This is a genomic window from Pseudooceanicola sp. HF7 (assembly GCF_011806405.1).
GTDB lineage: Bacteria > Pseudomonadota > Alphaproteobacteria > Rhodobacterales > Rhodobacteraceae > Pseudooceanicola.
This window is the reverse complement of the sequence record NZ_JAATOW010000008.1, coordinates 12,901-29,293: the sequence shown is the minus strand read 5'-3', so window position 1 is coordinate 29,293 and position 16,393 is coordinate 12,901. Positions and strand designations below refer to the sequence as shown.

General features: G+C 66.6%; 18 protein-coding genes. 6 read left to right on the top strand and 12 right to left on the bottom strand.

What is annotated here, in order from left to right; genetic code table 11:
• The first annotated feature begins 98 nt into the window (after positions 1-98).
• Entirely contained in the window at positions 99-1,127 is a 1,029-nt protein-coding gene (locus HCZ97_RS06395; RefSeq protein WP_167687855.1) for an asparaginase, read from the top strand.
• A 54-nt stretch (positions 1,128-1,181) separates the two neighbouring features.
• Here HCZ97_RS06395 and HCZ97_RS06390 read toward each other — a convergent pair whose 3' ends face one another.
• The 7 genes from HCZ97_RS06390 to HCZ97_RS06360 all read right to left on the bottom strand — a co-directional run bounded on the left by HCZ97_RS06390 (position 1,182) and on the right by HCZ97_RS06360 (position 9,868).
• On the bottom strand, positions 1,182-2,492 hold the full coding sequence (locus HCZ97_RS06390) for a pitrilysin family protein (RefSeq protein WP_167687854.1): 1,311 nt from the start codon (positions 2,490-2,492) through the stop codon (positions 1,182-1,184).
• Positions 2,489-3,850, bottom strand: a complete 1,362-nt coding sequence (locus tag HCZ97_RS06385; RefSeq protein WP_167687853.1) for a pitrilysin family protein — start codon at positions 3,848-3,850, stop codon at positions 2,489-2,491. The genes HCZ97_RS06390 and HCZ97_RS06385 overlap by 4 nt, the downstream gene beginning before the upstream one ends.
• A 211-nt stretch (positions 3,851-4,061) precedes the next feature.
• Entirely contained in the window at positions 4,062-4,589 is a 528-nt protein-coding gene (locus HCZ97_RS06380; protein WP_254871384.1) for a DUF3035 domain-containing protein, read from the bottom strand.
• Between the two features lie 54 nt (positions 4,590-4,643).
• The gene (lspA, locus tag HCZ97_RS06375; protein ID WP_167687952.1) at positions 4,644-5,111 is read right to left on the bottom strand and encodes a signal peptidase II; all 468 of its coding nucleotides are present in this window, start codon (positions 5,109-5,111) and stop codon (positions 4,644-4,646) included.
• A gap of 5 nt (positions 5,112-5,116) precedes the next feature.
• Positions 5,117-6,715, bottom strand: a complete 1,599-nt coding sequence (gene purH / locus HCZ97_RS06370; protein ID WP_167687852.1) for a bifunctional phosphoribosylaminoimidazolecarboxamide formyltransferase/IMP cyclohydrolase — start codon at positions 6,713-6,715, stop codon at positions 5,117-5,119.
• A gap of 20 nt (positions 6,716-6,735) precedes the next feature.
• Positions 6,736-8,478, bottom strand: a complete 1,743-nt coding sequence (locus HCZ97_RS06365) for a heparinase II/III family protein (protein WP_167687851.1) — start codon at positions 8,476-8,478, stop codon at positions 6,736-6,738.
• A gap of 103 nt (positions 8,479-8,581) precedes the next feature.
• Complete coding sequence (locus HCZ97_RS06360; RefSeq protein WP_368484329.1) at positions 8,582-9,868, bottom strand: RsmB/NOP family class I SAM-dependent RNA methyltransferase; 1,287 nt, start codon at positions 9,866-9,868, stop codon at positions 8,582-8,584.
• A 135-nt stretch (positions 9,869-10,003) separates the two neighbouring features.
• On the opposite strand from HCZ97_RS06360, the gene HCZ97_RS06355 reads away from it, so the two are divergent.
• On the top strand, positions 10,004-10,195 hold the full coding sequence (locus HCZ97_RS06355) for a DUF1674 domain-containing protein (protein ID WP_167687849.1): 192 nt from the start codon (positions 10,004-10,006) through the stop codon (positions 10,193-10,195).
• Between the two features lie 228 nt (positions 10,196-10,423).
• On the opposite strand, the gene HCZ97_RS06350 is transcribed toward HCZ97_RS06355, so the two are convergent.
• Both HCZ97_RS06350 and dapB read right to left on the bottom strand, forming a co-directional pair.
• The gene (locus HCZ97_RS06350) at positions 10,424-10,780 is read right to left on the bottom strand and encodes a dihydrodipicolinate reductase (RefSeq protein WP_167687848.1); all 357 of its coding nucleotides are present in this window, start codon (positions 10,778-10,780) and stop codon (positions 10,424-10,426) included.
• A 31-nt stretch (positions 10,781-10,811) separates the two neighbouring features.
• Positions 10,812-11,639: a 4-hydroxy-tetrahydrodipicolinate reductase gene (gene dapB, locus HCZ97_RS06345; RefSeq protein ID WP_167687847.1), complete on the bottom strand. Its 828-nt coding sequence runs from the start codon at positions 11,637-11,639 to the stop codon at positions 10,812-10,814.
• Positions 11,640-11,756: 117 nt separating this feature from the next.
• On the opposite strand from dapB, the gene rbfA reads away from it, so the two are divergent.
• Positions 11,757-12,182, top strand: coding sequence for a 30S ribosome-binding factor RbfA (gene rbfA, locus HCZ97_RS06340; RefSeq protein WP_167687846.1), 426 nt, complete (start codon positions 11,757-11,759; stop codon positions 12,180-12,182).
• 3 nt (positions 12,183-12,185) lie between these two features.
• A complete protein-coding gene (locus HCZ97_RS06335; protein WP_167687845.1) occupies positions 12,186-13,004 on the top strand; it encodes a phosphodiester glycosidase family protein in 819 nt (272 codons plus the stop codon).
• A gap of 21 nt (positions 13,005-13,025) precedes the next feature.
• Here HCZ97_RS06335 and HCZ97_RS06330 read toward each other — a convergent pair whose 3' ends face one another.
• On the bottom strand, positions 13,026-13,511 hold the full coding sequence (locus HCZ97_RS06330; RefSeq protein ID WP_167687844.1) for a CYTH domain-containing protein: 486 nt from the start codon (positions 13,509-13,511) through the stop codon (positions 13,026-13,028).
• A 152-nt stretch (positions 13,512-13,663) separates the two neighbouring features.
• On the bottom strand, positions 13,664-13,996 hold the full coding sequence (locus tag HCZ97_RS06325; RefSeq protein WP_167687843.1) for a hypothetical protein: 333 nt from the start codon (positions 13,994-13,996) through the stop codon (positions 13,664-13,666).
• Between the two features lie 219 nt (positions 13,997-14,215).
• Between HCZ97_RS06325 and truB the strand changes: the two genes are divergently transcribed.
• Both truB and HCZ97_RS06315 read left to right on the top strand, forming a co-directional pair.
• Positions 14,216-15,121 (top strand): tRNA pseudouridine(55) synthase TruB, encoded by a 906-nt coding sequence (gene truB / locus HCZ97_RS06320; RefSeq protein WP_167687842.1) that lies wholly within the window; start codon positions 14,216-14,218, stop codon positions 15,119-15,121.
• Between the two features lie 2 nt (positions 15,122-15,123).
• On the top strand, positions 15,124-15,639 hold the full coding sequence (locus HCZ97_RS06315; protein ID WP_167687951.1) for a DUF1643 domain-containing protein: 516 nt from the start codon (positions 15,124-15,126) through the stop codon (positions 15,637-15,639).
• A gap of 54 nt (positions 15,640-15,693) precedes the next feature.
• On the opposite strand, the gene HCZ97_RS06310 is transcribed toward HCZ97_RS06315, so the two are convergent.
• Entirely contained in the window at positions 15,694-16,161 is a 468-nt protein-coding gene (locus HCZ97_RS06310) for a PACE efflux transporter (RefSeq protein WP_167687841.1), read from the bottom strand.
• Positions 16,162-16,393: the final 232 nt, after the last annotated feature.

Genomic DNA, 16,393 nt, shown 5'->3' with positions numbered 1-16,393 from the left:
GGGCTTTCTGCGTACTCGACATTGCAATAATAGACGCAAAGCTGCCACATACGAAAGTCCGATTGGGCAGAAAACCGCACATCTTCGAGAGGCAGGCCATGGGGATCAAGGGAACAGAGAACGCAGTGGACACCGGCGCCACCAAACTGGTCGAGGTCTGGCGCGGCCCGATCCTGGAATCCATGCACTTCGGGCATGCCGCCATCGTCGATGCCAGCGGCCAGCTGGTCCGTGCCTGGGGAGATCCGGAAACGATCATCCTGCCGCGCTCCTCCTGCAAGATGCTGCAGGCCCTGCCGCTGATGGAAAGCGGCGCCGCGGATGCCGCCGGCCTCAGCGATCGCCAGCTTGCCCTGGCCTGCGCCTCTCACAATGGGGCGGCGATCCACTCGGAAGCGGTCACCGCCTGGCTTTCCGACATGGGCATGAGCGAAAGCGACCTGCGCTGCGGCTCGCAGGAGCCGGCGGATATCCCGGCCCGTGACGCGATGATCCGCGCGGGTGAAACGCCCTGCCAGATCCACAACAACTGCTCGGGCAAGCACACAGGCTTCCTGACCCTGAACCGCCACATCGGCGGCGGGACGGAATACGTGGAAGCCGATCACCCGGTCCAGAAGGCCGTGCGCGCCGCCTTCGAGGAAACCACCGGCATGGACAGCCCCGGCTATGCCATCGACGGCTGCTCTGCCCCGAACTTCGCCACCTCCGTCACCGGGCTGGCCCGTGCGATGGCCTTCTTCGCCAATGCGCACAAGGGCAGCTCTGTCCGCGACAAGGCCGCGGCGCGCCTGACCGCTGCCATGGCCACCTTCCCCGAGATGGTCGCCGGCGAAACGCGCGCCTGCACGGAGCTGATGCGCGCCATGGACCACAAGGTGGCGATCAAGACCGGGGCTGAGGCCGTCTTTGTCGCCATCATTCCAGAGCTTGGCCTGGGCGTTGCGCTCAAGGTCATCGACGGCGGGACCCGTGGTGCGGAATGCGCCATCGCGGCGATCCTCTGCGAGCTTGGCGTGCTGGATCCGGAACACCCGGCCACCCGACAGCGCATGAACGTGCCGCTGCTGAACCGCCGCGGACTCGATACCGGGATCATCCGCCCGGCGCCCGGCTTTCCCACCTGAACGCGAAAGAGGGGGCGTTTTGCCCCCTCTCCGATCTTGGCGCTTTGGCGTTGGTCAGTTGACCTCTTCCAGCCCTTCCGGCTGCCCCACCACGACGAAGCGCAGCTTGTCCGGGTCCAGTCGTTCGCGCGCAACGCGGTTGATCTCTTCCAGGGTCACGGCGTTCACCCGGTCATTGCGGCTTTCGGGGTAGTCGATGGACATCCCGTCATGCTGCATCCCCACCAGGATGGAGGCGATGGGACCATTGCCGTCAAAGCGCAGCGGGTATTCCCCGGTCATGTATTTCTGCGCCGCTTCAAGCTCTTCCTCGGTCACGCCATCTTCGGCGATGCGCGCCCATTCGGAGCGGATGACGTCGATCGCCTCGGCCACGCGATCATTGGAGGACGCCACGGCCCCCTGCCAGAGATCGGCGTAGTCACGATCCGCGAGCCAGGAATAGACACCATAGGTCAGGCCGCGCTTTTCACGCACCTCGTGCATCAGCCGGCTTTCAAAGCCGCCGCCGCCAAGGATCGTGTTCAGGATGTAGGCCGGGAAGAAATCGGGATCTTCCAGGTCCAGCCCCTCCTGCCCCCAGATCACCTGGGCCTGGGGCGTATCGAAGGGCAGAATGCTGACCCCCGGCTGAATCTGGATATCCGCCATGGCCGGCAGCGGCGCGCCGCCCGTGGGCAGATCGCCCAGCAGGCGATCCAGCAGCGCGCCCAGTTCTTCGGGGGTAATATCCCCGACGGCCGCCACGCTGACACGATCCTTCACCAGAACGTTGTCGCGCGCGGTGAACATGTCCTCCTGCGTCAGCGTCTCGACCCCTTCGATGGTACCTTCCTTGGGGGTGGCATAGGGATGATCGGCAAAGGCCTGCGCGTTGAAAGCCCGCGCGGCGATGGTCTGGGGATCCTGCTCATCCGACCGCAGGGAGGAGACGATCTGCCCCTGCACCCGTGCAATGGCATCCTCGGGGAAGGTCGTGTCCACAAGGCTCTGGCGCAGCAGGTCCACTGCTTGGTCGCGATTCTCCGTCAGGAAGCGCGCAGAGATGGAGACGCTGTCATCGGAGACATCGTAGCTGAAGCTGGCTGCCAGCGCGTCCGTCGCCTTGGCAAAGGCGCGGGAATCCATCTCGCCGGAGCCCTCTTCAAGCAGCCCGGTCATCAGGTAGGTCGCCCCGCGCTTGCCCTCTTCATCCAGCGAAGCGCCGCCGGCAAAGCGCAATTCGAGCGCAACGAAGGGTATGGAGTGCTCCTCTACCAGCCAGGCGTCGATGCCACCGGGGCTGGTGACCGGCTGGATCTCTGTCTCTGCCAGGGCCGGAAAGGCTACGAGCGTGGCCACGAGGGGAAGGACGAAACGCATCATTGGGTGATCTCCTCATCGCTCATGACAAAGCCGGTCACGGCGCGGTCGCGGTTCAGCACCTCCTGCGCGGCGGCGATGATATCTTCCGGGGTGACGGCCTGAAGGATCTCTGGCCAGTCCTGGATATCCTGGATCGTCAGGCCACGGGTCAGGCCCGTGCCGTACATCCGGGCCAGCCCGGCCACGTCGTCGCGGTCGTAAATGTCCTGGGCCCGGATCTGCAGCTTGATCCGCTCCAGGTCCTCTTCGTTGACGCCCTCTTCCACGAAGCCCGCCAGCGCGGCGTCCATGGCGGCTTCGGCCTCTTCCAGCGAAACGCCCGGGGCCGGCACGATGTAGGTGCCGAAGACCGTGTCATCCAGCGAGGTGCCGTTGTAATAGGCCGAGGTATAGACCGCCTTCTGTTCGTCCAGCACCAGCTTTTCGGTCAGGTAGCCGGTCTGGCCGCCCCCAAGCAACTGCGCCAGCATCACAAGTGCCGCGGCCTTGGTCTGATCGCCGGGATCCCGTTCCGGCGCCAGGTAGGTGCGGGTCACATAGGGCTGGGCGATCCGCGGATCGGAAAAGACCAGACGGCGTTCGGCGCGCTGCGGCGGCTCCTGCGGGCGCACACGCTCCGGCAGGTCGGGATTGGCGGGGATCGGTCCGTAGTAGGTCTCTGCCAGCGTCTTGACCTCATCCGGGGTGACGTCCCCGGCGACGATCAGGATGGCATCGTTGGGGGCGTAATAGGTCTGGTAGAAGTCCTTGGCATCCTGAAGATCCAGCTCTTCCATCTCGTGCCGCCAGCCGATCACGGGGATGCCGTAGTGGTGGTTCAGGTACTGGCTCGCCCGCATCTGCTCCTGGAACAGCGCGCCGGGATCACTGTCGATCCGCATGTTGCGTTCTTCCAGGATCACGTCACGCTCCGTCTTCACGACGTCTTCGGTGAGGTTGAGGTTGACCATGCGGTCCGCCTCCATCTCCATCATGATCGGCAGGCGATCCGCTGCGACCCGCTGGTGGTAGGCCGTGGCGTCGTAGGAGGTGAAAGCGTTGTCCGTGCCGCCGTTCTCGGCCACCGTGGCAGAGAATTCGCCGGACTCCAGCTTGTCCGTCGCCTTGAACATCAGGTGTTCCAGGAAATGCGCGATGCCGGAAACGCCCGGCTGCTCATCGGCGGAGCCCGCCTTGTACCAGACCATCTGGACGACGACCGGGGCGCGGTGATCCTCGATCACAACGACCTGCATTCCGTTATCCAGGGTAAAATCCGTCACCAGGTCCTTGCTGGTCTCCTGCGCAAGGGCAGGTGTGGCAAGGGCGGTGCTCAGGGTCGCCAGGGTCATCGCCCCGGCAGCGAGCCGTCTCAGCATCAGAGGTCCTTTCGGCCGATCACTCATGCAGCGAACATACGGCGCAGCCCCGCTGCCGCAACCGCCTGACAGGTTTTTCACCACCATGTGACAGGTGATGAGCCCCGCGCAGCGCGTGTCACTGCCCCCAAGCCTTGAAAGATCATGGCTAAGAAAGCGTTAAATCAACGTTGGAGAGCCGTTGGGCAGCACGGCCGAAAGGCAATGGGGCCTAGTCGTATTCCGGCGGATAGGCGGGGGTCTTGACCCCGGCGCGGCGGAAGGCATCGGCCACTTCGCGCGGTTCGATCGCCTGATCCTTGTAGGCCCGGTAGTAGCGGTCGATGTTGAACGGGTTGAGCGCCGTCCAAGAGGCCTCGCGCCGGCGGAATTCGGCATCTTCCGCGGCCAGAACCGGGCGGATACTGGGATCAAGGCCCGCACGGCCCGCGTAGCTCACCAGCGCGGTATCGGACGCCGGCACGCCGGTCCGGGACAGGGCTGCTGCGCTGCCACCAAGGGCGGCAACCGCATCGGCCTTGGGATTCTGATCGACCCGGTTGGCGCCGCCCGGCGTGGGCACCGGCAGCGACGCGATGTTGGTCGGCGCTTCCAGCGGCTTCGTGGGCGAGACGTTGAATTCCTCGGGGCCTGGGCTGGTGTTTCGGAAGCTGCGCAGGCGTTCATCGCTGCCGCAGGCCGCAAGCAGCCCAAGCGTCATGCAGCCAATCACAAGGTTCCGTGCCCGTGCCATCTTCATGGCGACCCCTTCTTTCTCTCTTTGGCCGAGACCTACCCGATCAGCGGGTCAAGGTCACGTCTCTTTCTCTGCCGGCAGGAAGACCAGCATCACCGCGCCCAGGAAGATCGCGATATCCGCGACGTTGAAGGCATAGGGATTGTGGATCCCGCAACACGTCACGTTCATGAAATCCGCCACGGCCCCGTAAAGCAAGCGGTCCACGACATTTCCAAGCGCGCCCCCCACCAGCAGGCCGGCGGCGATCAGCCCGATCCGGCGGGGCTGCTCACGCTGCACCCACCAGAGCACACCGGCGGAGATCAGCAGGGCGATGCCGATCAGGATCCAGCGCCCGTAGTCGCCGTCCTGGGAGAACAGGCCGAAGTTGATCCCGTCGTTCCAGGCCATGTGGAAGGCGATGAATCCGGGGATCACGTCGATCTCCATGAGCGAGCGGAGGTTCAGCACGTGAACCACCAGGAACTTGCTCAGCTGATCGGCCAGGAAGACCCAGAACCCGGTCCAGAAGACAACACGCATGGCCATCAGTGGCGGAAGTGGCGCATGCCGGTCATCACCATGGCCAGGCCTGCTTCATCCGCCGCGTCGATCACTTCCTGGTCCCGCATGGAGCCGCCGGGCTGGATGACAGCCGTTGCGCCCGCCTCTGCCGCGGTCAGCAGGCCGTCCGCGAAGGGGAAGAAGGCATCGGAGGCCACGACGGAGCCCGTCGTCAGCGGATCGGAGAGGCCAAGCGCCTCTGCCATGTCCTGCGCCTTGCGCGCCGCGATACGGCAGCTGTCCACGCGGGACATCTGGCCAGCGCCAACGCCCACGGTCGCGCCGTCCTTGACGTAGACGATGGCGTTGGATTTCACATGCTTGGCGACCTTCCAGGCAAAGAGCATGTCGGCCATTTCCTTGTCCGAAGGCGCGCGCTTGGTCACCACCTTCAGGTCGTCCATGTCGATGTGGCCCGAATCCTTGTCCTGTACCAGGAACCCGCCAGAGACCTGCTTGATCATCAGGCCGGCGGCGCGGGGATCGGCCAGGCCTTCGGTCAGCAGCAGGCGCACGTTCTTCTTCTTCGACAGGATTTCCTTGGCCTTGGCATCGGCGCCGGGCGCGATGATCACCTCGGTGAAGATCTGGGAGATCTCCTCGGCGGTTTCACCGTCCAGCGGCTGGTTCAGGGCAATGATGCCGCCGAAGGCGCTGGTGCGGTCGCAGTCGAAGGCGTTCATGTAGGCTTCGCGCAGGGTGGTGCCGCGCGCCACGCCGCAGGGGTTGGCGTGCTTGATGATCGCACAGGCCGGGCCGTTGGCGGGCAGGAATTCCGACACCAGCTCAAAGGCGGCGTCGGTATCGTTGATGTTGTTGTAAGACAGTTCCTTGCCCTGAACCTGGGTGGCCGTCGCCACGCCGGGGCGGGCAGAGCCATCCAGGTAGAAGCCAGCCTTCTGATGCGGGTTCTCACCGTAGCGCAGGGTCTGTGCCAGTTCACCGCCGAAGACACGGCGGCGCGGTGCGGCCTCTTCCAGGGCGCCCGCCATCCAGGCGGAGACAGCGGCGTCATAGGCACCGGTGCGCGCATAGGCGGTCAGCGCCAACTTCTGGCGGAAGGCGTAGGAGGTGCTGCCGTCATGATCGTCCAGCTCTGCCAGCAGGGCGGCGTAATCTTCGGTATCCGTCACGGTGGCGACGAACTTGTGGTTCTTGGAGGCCGCGCGGATCATCGCCGGGCCACCGATATCGATGTTCTCGATGCAGGTGTCGTAATCCGCGCCCTTGGCCACGGTTTCCTCGAACGGGTAGAGGTTGACCACCAGCAGGTCGATCGGGCCGATGCCGTGTTCGTTCATCGCCGCCACGTGGCCCGCGTCATCGCGCAGCGCCAGCAGGCCGCCGTGCACCATGGGGTGCAGCGTCTTCACCCGGCCGTCCATCATCTCGGGAAAGCCGGTGACCTCTGCCACGTCCTTCACCTCAAGCCCTGCCTCGCGCAGCATCTTGGCACTGCCGCCGGTGGACAGCAGCTCCACGCCGCGGCGCACCAGCTCACTGGCCAGCTCGACGAGGCCGGTCTTGTCGGAAACGGAAATAAGGGCGCGGCGCAGCGGTTGAAGCGCGAGGGTCTCGGTCATTTCAGGGCCATCCAGTCCGGTCAGGTCATATCGCTCATCAGCGGATCCTCTTCCTCTATCCCGGCAAGGTCGCGTATGGCGACCGGCGTTTCCCGTGTCTTGGCAAAGGACCAGCGAATGCGGGTCGCATATCCCATCGCGCGGCCAGAGAGAACCAGCTGTTTGGTACTTCTTGGGCGGATCCGGTCTTTTTCCAGGTAGACCGAGGCCTCTACCTCGGGGCTGACCTGCCCGTCGAAGCGGAAATGCCAGGCCTCTCCGTTGGGCAGGGCGATCCGGATGGCCCCGTCCGCGACATCCTGCGCCACCTCGACGTCAGGGTGCAGGTGGAAGCGGATCTTGTAGGGAATCCCGAGGCTTCCGCGCTTTTCAAGCGCCCGGTCAAAGCGCCTCCTGGCCTTGTCCTCCACCGCCAGAAGCATGTCTTCGCCCGCCATGGCGCGGCCATCGAAGGTCAGGTCCAGCATCCGGGCATGAGTCAGGCCGAATTCTTTCACGTATCCATCATGACCGCCCTGGAAACGGCTGCCATCGGGGGTGAATTCCATTTCCACCGGCACCTGCTCGGGCACGCGGACCAGCGTATCGCCCTTGCCCGCAAAGGCGGAAGAGGGCGTTCCACCCACCACCAGCACCGAATGGCTGGGGGTCGAGCGCCCCGCGCGTCGCCATTCGCTTCCCTTGCCATGACCCGATCCGCAGCTCACCACGACAGGCCTGCGGCCCGAGGTCAGCTCGAACGCCAGGGTCGAGGCATGGGCGCCATGGCTGTCCCTGCCCTTCTGCGGCGGGCTGGCATCCAGGATGACAGAGGTCCGTCCCGCCGAAAGCCGCGCATAGCCCATGGCCCGGCCCTGCGGGCTGGCCGTGGTCACGCCGGAAGCCGCGAGCATCCGGTCCAGCCGTCCCTCCGGGCCGCGCCCCCCGCCCTGGAACCGCGCCAGCGTCCCGTCCGCGTGGCGCAGGGTACGCAACACCGGGGCGATCCTGCGGATCGCGGCGACATGGGCGGCGGGGACCTCTCCGCCCGCTTCCTCAAGCGCCATGGCGGACCATGTCAGCAGGGTGGAAACCTCCAGCAATTCCTCGGGGTTGCGGCTGGCGATGGCGCCGTCTTCCTGCAGGGTGGCGGCGATTTCGCCCTGCAAGGCCTCCTGCGCGGGGGAGCTGAACCGCGCCATGTCGCGCAGGGCAGAGGCCCCGGCGATGAGCCCCGCGAGGGCCTGCAACCGCGGCAGGCCTCCGGGTGCCCCCTGCCAGCGACGGGAGAGGAAAATCACATGCCGGCCAAGGCTTTGCGTGATCTTCCGGGCATCGCCCGCTTCAAGGTCGCGCATCACAAATTCGGCGTGATTGCACAGGCGCAGCACCCGCAGCCCGGCGATGCGGGGCGTCCAGCCGGGCCCGCCGCCGCGTCCGAAACGGGCGATCCAGGCCAGGGTCCACTCCTGCGCCGCCGCGCGGGCGTGCTTGTCGCCAAGGGCCGCGAGCGCCTCGAGCCAGGCGAATGACTGCAGCTCTGCGCTGAAACCCGCATCCGGGATCTCGATCTGCCAGGGTGTCTTTCCGGGGGCAGAGACCTCTGACCCGGCAAAGAGGAAATCACCGGATAACAGACGCTTGCCGGCCTCCATCTGCCCGAAACCGCGAGGCTCTGGGTAATACCGGAAAGAGGTACGGGACCGGGCGCGGGTGGCGATCCGGGCATTTAGACGATTGAGAAAGCCCACCCCGCCGGTGGGGCGGGGATCGGTAGACGCCATTGGCTGCCCCTGGGTTTGCGGGGACCGGCCCCGGTTCACTGGCGCCACAGTAGCGAAGGCAGCCCGCCCTGTCATGGGCGAATAACCACGGTCTTTCCGGGGCTTACCCCTTACGCAGGCAGGCCATGTAGAAACCGTCCATCCCACCGTCCTGCGGCCAGAGATCGGGGGTCAGGCGCAGGCCGCCTTCTTCCGTGATCCAGGCGGGATCGACACCGGGCAGATCCAGCGCGGCGCGGTCCACGACCAGCTCCTGGTTCAGCGCAAGGGCTTCATCCACATGGCATTCTCCCTCGTCGGGAATCAGCGAGCAGGTGCAGAAGACCAGCCGCCCGCCCGGCTTCAGAAGCGACAGCGCATGGCCCAGCATGGCCTCTTGCAGGCCGATCAGATCGCCGATCTCCGCCCCGTCGCGCACCAGCGGCAGGTCCGGGTGGCGCCGGATCGTGCCCGTGGCGGAACAGGGCGCATCCAGCACGATGGCGTCGTAAAGCCCTTCATGTTCCAGCGCGTCGCCGGCCAGAACCTGGGCGGACAATCCGGTGCGCTGCAGATTTTCTTCCAGCCGCTTCAGGCGGTTGGCAGAGAGGTCCAGCGCGGTGACCTCGGCCCCGGCGGCGGCCAGCTGAAGGGTCTTGCCCCCCGGAGCGGCGCAGAGATCAAGGATTTTTTCGCCCGGTTTCGGGGCAAGGATCCGCACCGGCATGGCGGCGGCGGCATCCTGAATCCACCAGGCGCCTTCCGCGAATCCCTCAAGCGCAGAGACCTGCTGTCCGGCCTCAAGCCGGATGGAGCCGGTGGGCAGCAGCTTGCCGTTCAGACGCTCCGCCCATTCGGCGGCGCGGGCCGGATCGCGCGGGGTCAGGTCCAGCGGCGCGCCCTGGGCGTGTGCCGCCTCGAAGCCGAGAATCCGTTCTTTTCCATAGGCTTCCGCCAGCGGACCGCGCAGCCAGTCGGGCAGGCGCGGGGCGCGCAGGCGGCTCCATTGTGTGGGGGCTTCTTCCGCCATCTTGCGCAGAACGGCATTGACCAGGCCCTTCATGTGCCCCTGCCGGGGCAGCCTGCCGGTGGCCTGGACCAGGTCATTGACCACGCCGTGGGCAGCGGCGCCATGGGCCAGCTCACAGGTGCCAAGGCGCAGGATATTCTGCACCTCAAGCGGGGGCATCTTCTTGAGATGGTTGGACAAAAGCCGGTCGCAGCGCTCAAGGCCGCGCAGGGTCTCCGTGGCAAGGCGCAGGGCGCGGGCGCGATCGGCAGGCGCCATCGGCCCCAGCCAGGGCGCATCGCGCAGGTCCGCCAGCAGGCGCGGCTCTTCCCCAAGGACATCGCCCAGCATGCGCAGCGCCGCACCGCGCGCGGACAGCGGCGGTTTCGGCTTTGCATTCAAAGGCTTGCCCCCTTGAGGGCCTTTGCCCTTACCACGGTTCTGGCCGGGTTTCGGGGAACGGGGCTTCTGCATGGCGGCGGACTCCTTGCCGGTGCTCAGGGCGGGCGTATAACATGGGCAGAGCCGAAAGGAAGCATGATGCCACAGGACGAGACCCGCAAGGACCTGCCCCCCGCTGCCCAGCGCGCGCTGGCAGAAGCCGCCGAGCGCCGCGCGAAGGCAGAGGCCGAAGCCCAGGCGCAACCCAAGGAATACGGGGGCCGCGACGGCCCCGATCCCGCCCGCTACGGCGATTGGGAGAAGAAGGGCCTGGCGATCGATTTCTGAGCCCCGAACGGGGCCGGATCGGGGCCTGAAAACCGCGTCGGTACCGCATCTGTTTTGCGTCGGTATCACGTCGGTGCGCTCCGCGCGCGATGTTAGGCTTTCCGAAAGGGTACAGCGCCCAGCGCAGCCTGCTCAACAGCCGGGACAGCGCACGACCTGTCGACCGGGTCGGGAGGCGCAGGCCGACAACGGGCGCGGCCCCCTCGATGGGGGTCGGGGCCGTTCCCCCTAGCGCAGGCGCAGGTCGGCCCATTCCCCGGTGCCGCGGTCCGATCTGAAGCGCAGCTCTTCACCGCGCCGCGTGACCATCTGGCAGTTCCAGGGGAATTCACGCGATCCCCAGTAAAGCACCCGGCAGAAGTAGCCCTCTTTCCAGGACCAGCTCCCCGTGACTTCGCGCCCGAAGGCGCGGCCGGTGATCTGCCCGTCGGGGTGCACGGTCAGCTGCACGCCAAGGCGATGCAGCCCCCTGCCCTGGACAAGCGCCATGAAGCCGGACCGGGAGCTGATGCGCGCCGCGTCCTGGGCGGCAAGCGGCAGGGCCAGCAGAAGGCAGGCAGAGAGGCAAAGCGCGCGAAGGGTCATGCCCTTCCTACGCATCACCCGGCGGGGTGGATCACTCGTTCAGGCCCAGCACGTCCAGCATGTCGTATTCGCCGGGCGCCTTGCCCTGCCCCCAGAGCGCGGCCTTGAGCGCGCCCTTGGCAAAGACGGTGCGATCCTCTGCCACGTGGCGCAGGATCACGCGTTCGCTTTGCGAGGCAAAGAGCACGTCGTGTTCGCCCACGATCCCGCCCGCGCGCACGGCGGAAAAGCCGATATGCCCGCGTTCGCGGGCGCCGGTGATTCCATCGCGGCCCCGGTCGGCCACGTCCTCAAGCGACACGCCGCGCCCTTCGGCGGCGGCCTCGCCCAGCATCAGGGCGGTGCCGGAGGGGGCATCGACCTTGCGGTTGTGGTGGTATTCCACGACCTCGATATCGAAATCCTCGTCCAGGGCGGCGGCGACCTTCTTGGCCAGCATGGTCAGAAGGTTCACGCCCAGGCTCATGTTGCCGGCACGGACCACGGTTGCGTGGCGGGCGGCGGCAGCGATCTTTTCCAGGTCCTCGGGGGCCAGGCCGGTGGTGCCGATCACGTGGACGGCGCGGGCCTGAGCGGCCAGCGCGGCAAACTCCACCGTGGCGGCGGGGCTGGTGAAATCGATCACGGCCTGGGCCTTGGAGAAGGCTTCCAGCGGGTCATCTGTGACGGTCACGCCAAGGGGCGCACCGCCCATGGCTTCGCCCAGATCCCGGCCGATCCAGGGAGTGCCGGCGCGTTCCACCGCCCCCACCAGTTTCGCCTGCGGGCTTTCCAGCACCGTGCGGATCAGCATCTGGCCCATGCGCCCGGAGGCCCCGGTCACCACGATACCCGGCAGTTGCGTCCCATTTTCAGCCATCGTCTTCTCCTGCTCAAGAGCCGTGCCGCCCTCCTTACCGCGCGGCTTCGCACATGCAAAGACCTGCTCACGCGGGCTTTGCTTGGCAAAAGCCGAAGGAAGGATTAGATGCGGGATATGAGCAGGAACAAATTCCATGACGGGGACGGCCCCTCGCAACGCCAGCTGCGCGTGGGCGAGACGATCCGCCGTGCCCTATCCGAAGTGCTGGCCCGGGGCGATATCCACGACCCGGAGCTGAACCGCATGTCCGTCACCGTGGGAGAGGTCCGCACGACCCCCGATCTGCGGATCGCCACGGCCTTTGTCATGCCGCTTGGCGGGGACAACGTGGATGACGCGATCGCCTTGCTGGCCAAGAACAAGTACGAGCTGCGCCGGATCATCGGCCGCAAGCTCAAACTGAAGTTCACCCCCGATCTGCGCTTCCGCCCGGACGATACCTTCGACCGGCTGGACGAGACGCGGCGGCTGTTCTCCGATGAAACCGTGCGCCGGGACATCGCCGCCGGCAAGGCGGAGCCGGACGAGGACGAGGGCTGAGCCATGCGGCTGCGCCCCCGAAAGCTGCGGCCCGTCCTGCTGCGCCCCTTCCACCCCCGCCCGGTGCTGCTGGCGCTGGCGGCCGGTCTTGGGCTGCTGTCCTTCCTGTCGCCGGCCGTGGCCGGGGCGGTGAACTGCCGCAATACCGATTTCGAGGGCAACCGCTATTCCGTCTGCGAGGTCGACGTGACCCGCGAGGAGCTGCGCCTGTTCCTTTATGATCCGGGCGGCGCGCCCTACGGCGATTTCTCTGCCGTCGATTCGCGCCTGGCCGGGGAAGGCAAGGCGCTGGCCTTCGGGATGAACGCGGGCATGTACCACGAGGATCGCGCCCCCGTCGGCCACTACGTCGAGGACGGCAAAGAGCTGATGCGCGTGATCCCCAACGAGGGGCCGGGCAACTTCGGCCTGCTGCCCAACGGCGTGCTCTGCATGGGCGAGGGGCAAGCCCGCGTCTATGAGACCCTGGCCTACGAGGAAGCCGCGCCCAAGTGCCGCTATGCCACGCAGTCCGGCCCGATGCTGGTCATCGACGGAGAGCTGCATCCGCGCTTCCTGCCCGACAGCACCTCGCGCTACATCCGCAACGGGGTGGGCACCTCTGACGACGGCAAGACCGCGACCTTCGTGATCTCGCGCAATTCCGTCAGCTTTTACGATTTCGCCAAGTTCTTCCGCGACGGGCTGAAGCTGAACCAGGCGCTGTACTTCGACGGCAACATCTCTCGCCTCTACGCGCCTGAACTGGGGCGGTCCGACTGGGGCCGCGCCATGGGGCCGATCGTGGGCGTTGTCGTGGACAAGCCGGGCGAGGACGGCTGAGCGCCTCTTGCAACGCCCCTGTCAGGCCGTGGCGCGCTGTGCCTTGCGGCGGGCTTCCAGCATGTTGATCTTGCGATAGGCGGGATCGCCGGTAACTTCCGCCCCGGCCCAGTCGGGCAGCGGCGGCTCTGCCTCTTCCGAGGGCAGCTCCACCTCTGCGATCAGGACGCCGGCGAGCAGCCCGTCATATTCATCCACGCACCATTCAAAGCCCGCGAAGGGCACGTGATGGCGGGTCTTTTCAACGACATCGTCGCTGCAATGCTCTGACAGCAGGGTTTGGGCATCCTCGGCCGGGATCGGGTATTCGAACTCGTCCCGGGTGAATCCCCGGCCCATGCAGGGGCCCTTGATCGTCAGGGTGGCGTCATCGTCGTAGAAGCGGACGCGGACCTTGCGCCCCTGCGTCTGGGCGACCAGCCCGTCGCGCAGCCGGACCGATTTGCTGACCCCGGCGCGCCAGCTGTCGCTTGCGATCAGGAACTTGCGTTCGATTTCCCGTGCCAAGGAATGCCTCTTCCGTTTGCCAGGCCCGTTTGGAAAGCCCGCTTGCAAGACCCGTGACGCCGCCCGGTTGCAGGGGGCAGACGGGCGCTCTCCTGCCCCGGTGGGGCGGGATTGTCCAGCGGGTCAGGGTCCGGCGGGTCGCTTTGGGGGCGTTAGTCGCCCGAGACCTCGTCGAGCACGCGGGTGATCAGCAGGGCCGCGCCGCCGATCAGCAGGGAGCGCCCGATGGAATCGGTGACATTAGAGGGGGCAAAGGTATCCGCCCCGTCGCGCCCCTTGCGCATCGCACGGCGCCAGCGCGGGCGGGTGGGCAGATCTGCCGACAGGCGGGATTGCGGCACCTGGCCAAGCCGGGGCTTGGCGATCAGCAGCGCCGCCCCGATGGCCAGCATGCCGCCGGCATAGACCACCGGCGCAAGGCGCTCCCGGCGGGAGGGCGGCATCTTGGCGGGCAGGTCGAAGATATCGCGGGGTTTGAGCTTCATGGAACACCTCCTGTTCAGGATGAACCCCGCAGGGGCCCCGCATGTTCCCTGTCTTGCGTCACCCCCGCGCCCTTCCCCGGCCCGCTGGCGCCCTGCCCCGCTTGACGGATGCCCGCGCGAGCGTTACGTCGCGGGCCTTCCAAGACATCCGGCCCGCACTTTCGGGCCAAGACATCCAAGCCGGGCCCGACCGGCCGCTGACAGCAGGACAGGGACACCATGGGACGTAAACGCAAGGGACGCGATATCTCCGGCTGGCTGGTGGTGGACAAGCCTGCGGGGATCTCTTCCAACGCCGTGGTGAACAAGGTTCGCTGGGCCTTCGAGGCGAACAAGGCCGGCCACGCGGGCACGCTGGATCCCGAAGCGACCGGCGTGCTGGCCGTGGCGCTTGGCGAGGCGACGAAGACCGTGCCCTTCGTGACAGATGCGCTCAAGGCCTATGTCTTTGACGTGCGGCTGGGCCAGGCCACCAATACCGACGACGCAGAGGGCGAGGTGATCGCGCAAAGCGACCAGCGCCCGACGGATGAAGAGATCAAGGAAGCCCTGCAGCAGTTCGTGGGCGATATCGAGCAGGTGCCGCCGCAGTTCAGCGCCGTGAAGATCGACGGGGAACGCGCCTACAAGCGCGCCCGCGACGGCGAGGAAATGGAGATCGCGGCCCGCCCCCTTTTCGTGGAAAGCCTGATCCTGCTGGACCGCAAGGATGCCGATCACGTCACGCTGGAGATGGTCTGCGGCAAGGGCGGCTACGTGCGCTCCATCGCGCGCGACCTGGGCAAGGTGCTGGGCTGCCATGGCCACGTGGCGCATCTGCGCCGGGTCTGGTCCGGTCCCTTCGAGGCCGACAAGGGCCTGAGCTTCGACACCATCCAGGAGCTGGCGCGCACGCCGGAGCTGGACAGCCACCTGCTGCCGCTTGAGCTGGGCCTGAGCGATCTGCCCCAGGTCACCGCCACCGCCGAGGGCGCAGCGCGTCTGCGCCACGGCAACCCCGGCATGGTGATCGCCAGCGGCGTGGACTACGGAGAGACCTGCTGGGCCAGCCACCAGGGCCAGCCTGTGGCCGTGGGCAGCTACCGTGGCGGTGAACTGCATCCGAGCCGGGTCTTCAACCTGTGAGCCTGATCACCCGCAGCTTCCTGAAGGGGGATGCGGAAAGCCAGGCGCTTTATTCCGCCTGTGACGGCTACCGCTATGCCCTGACCCGCACCTGGGGGCCGGGGGCGCGGATGCTTTACGTAATGCTCAACCCCTCCACCGCGACGGAAGCGCAGAACGACCCCACGGTGGAGCGCTGCGAACGCCGCGCACGCGCACTTGGCTTCGGGGGTTTCCGGGTCTGCAACCTGTTTGCCTGGCGCGAGACCTCGCCCGCCCTGCTGAAAAAGGCCGCCGCGCCGGTGGGGCCGGAGAATGACGCGGTGCTGCGCGACAGTGCCGCCTGGGTCGGGGATGGGGGTCTGCTGCTGTGCGCCTGGGGCGTGCACGGCAACCACCTGGGCCGCGACGCCGAGGTGCTGGCGCTGCTGCGCGACACGGGCCGCCCGCTGGCGCACCTGGGGCTGACGAAGGACGGGCATCCGCGGCATCCGCTTTACCGGCCCTATGCCGTCCGGCCCGAGGCCTGGGTGGGGTGAATCCGCCGGTCACGACTGGCCGTCAGGGCTGAGGGACCGCTTTGCACCGTCCCGTCAGGCGGGCATGTCCTGCCTTGCTCCACGCCCCTTTTGCTGGCCCTGATGCTGCGGAAGCACCAGGAGCATGTCGAAGAGGTAGGTGAACACGAAGGTGTAGACCAGGAAGAACAAAAGGACGGCGCTTTCCATCAGCACGGCCTCAAGGAAGCCGACGTGATACCACACCATGTACAGCGGCAGCGTGAGCAAGAAGAGCCCAAGCTCGAAACTGCCGGCGTGGATCAGCCGCAGTTTCAGCGAGCGCAGCATGACGCCGGACTTGCGCTCCCAAAGCTCGAACAGGGTGTTGAAAGCGTAGTTCCAAACCAGCGCCATGACCGAGACCGCGGCGGCAACGGGAAGGGAATCGGTCGCGGGTCCGCCGCTCAGGATCGTCAGCAAGACGGTCGAGAGGAGCAGGCCGAAGAATTCGAAGGTGATGACATAGGTGAGACGCCGCGCGCGCGGACTGAGGACAAACATTCGGGGCTCCTGAAACCTTGCAAGGTTTCGATATTCCAAGCCGGTCCGCCCCGATCATGACGTGTCTTCAATTGTGAACCGCGGTTTCCGCTCACGGCGCAGCCTTACCGCCGGGGTGTCGGGAAGGTCAATTCCCGTCTCCGTTACCTAAGGCCACCCCCAGCCGCGCAGCGGAACCTTGCCGCGACGGGTGGGTCCGCCGGACGCGGGCGTTAACCAAAGCTTCACCTTT

Excerpts from the sequence above, each read along its gene's own strand:
- HCZ97_RS06385 (WP_167687853.1), bottom strand. The coding sequence starts at position 3,850 with ATGCTGAGACGGCTCGCTGCCGGGGCGATGACCCTGGCGACCCTGAGC.
- HCZ97_RS06350 (WP_167687848.1), bottom strand. The coding sequence starts at position 10,780 with ATGACCCTTCGCGCGCTTTGCCTCTCTGCCTGCCTTCTGCTGGCCCTG.
- HCZ97_RS06365 (WP_167687851.1), bottom strand. The coding sequence starts at position 8,478 with ATGGCGTCTACCGATCCCCGCCCCACCGGCGGGGTGGGCTTTCTCAAT.
- HCZ97_RS06310 (WP_167687841.1), bottom strand. The coding sequence starts at position 16,161 with ATGTTTGTCCTCAGTCCGCGCGCGCGGCGTCTCACCTATGTCATCACC.
- truB (WP_167687842.1), top strand. The coding sequence starts at position 14,216 with ATGGGACGTAAACGCAAGGGACGCGATATCTCCGGCTGGCTGGTGGTG.
- HCZ97_RS06395 (WP_167687855.1), top strand. The coding sequence starts at position 99 with ATGGGGATCAAGGGAACAGAGAACGCAGTGGACACCGGCGCCACCAAA.
- HCZ97_RS06390 (WP_167687854.1), bottom strand. The coding sequence starts at position 2,492 with ATGATGCGTTTCGTCCTTCCCCTCGTGGCCACGCTCGTAGCCTTTCCG.
- purH (WP_167687852.1), bottom strand. The coding sequence starts at position 6,715 with ATGACCGAGACCCTCGCGCTTCAACCGCTGCGCCGCGCCCTTATTTCC.
- lspA (WP_167687952.1), bottom strand. The coding sequence starts at position 5,111 with ATGCGTGTTGTCTTCTGGACCGGGTTCTGGGTCTTCCTGGCCGATCAG.
- dapB (WP_167687847.1), bottom strand. The coding sequence starts at position 11,639 with ATGGCTGAAAATGGGACGCAACTGCCGGGTATCGTGGTGACCGGGGCC.
- HCZ97_RS06355 (WP_167687849.1), top strand. The coding sequence starts at position 10,004 with ATGATGCCACAGGACGAGACCCGCAAGGACCTGCCCCCCGCTGCCCAG.
- HCZ97_RS06380 (WP_254871384.1), bottom strand. The coding sequence starts at position 4,589 with ATGAAGATGGCACGGGCACGGAACCTTGTGATTGGCTGCATGACGCTT.
- rbfA (WP_167687846.1), top strand. The coding sequence starts at position 11,757 with ATGAGCAGGAACAAATTCCATGACGGGGACGGCCCCTCGCAACGCCAG.
- HCZ97_RS06325 (WP_167687843.1), bottom strand. The coding sequence starts at position 13,996 with ATGAAGCTCAAACCCCGCGATATCTTCGACCTGCCCGCCAAGATGCCG.
- HCZ97_RS06335 (WP_167687845.1), top strand. The coding sequence starts at position 12,186 with ATGCGGCTGCGCCCCCGAAAGCTGCGGCCCGTCCTGCTGCGCCCCTTC.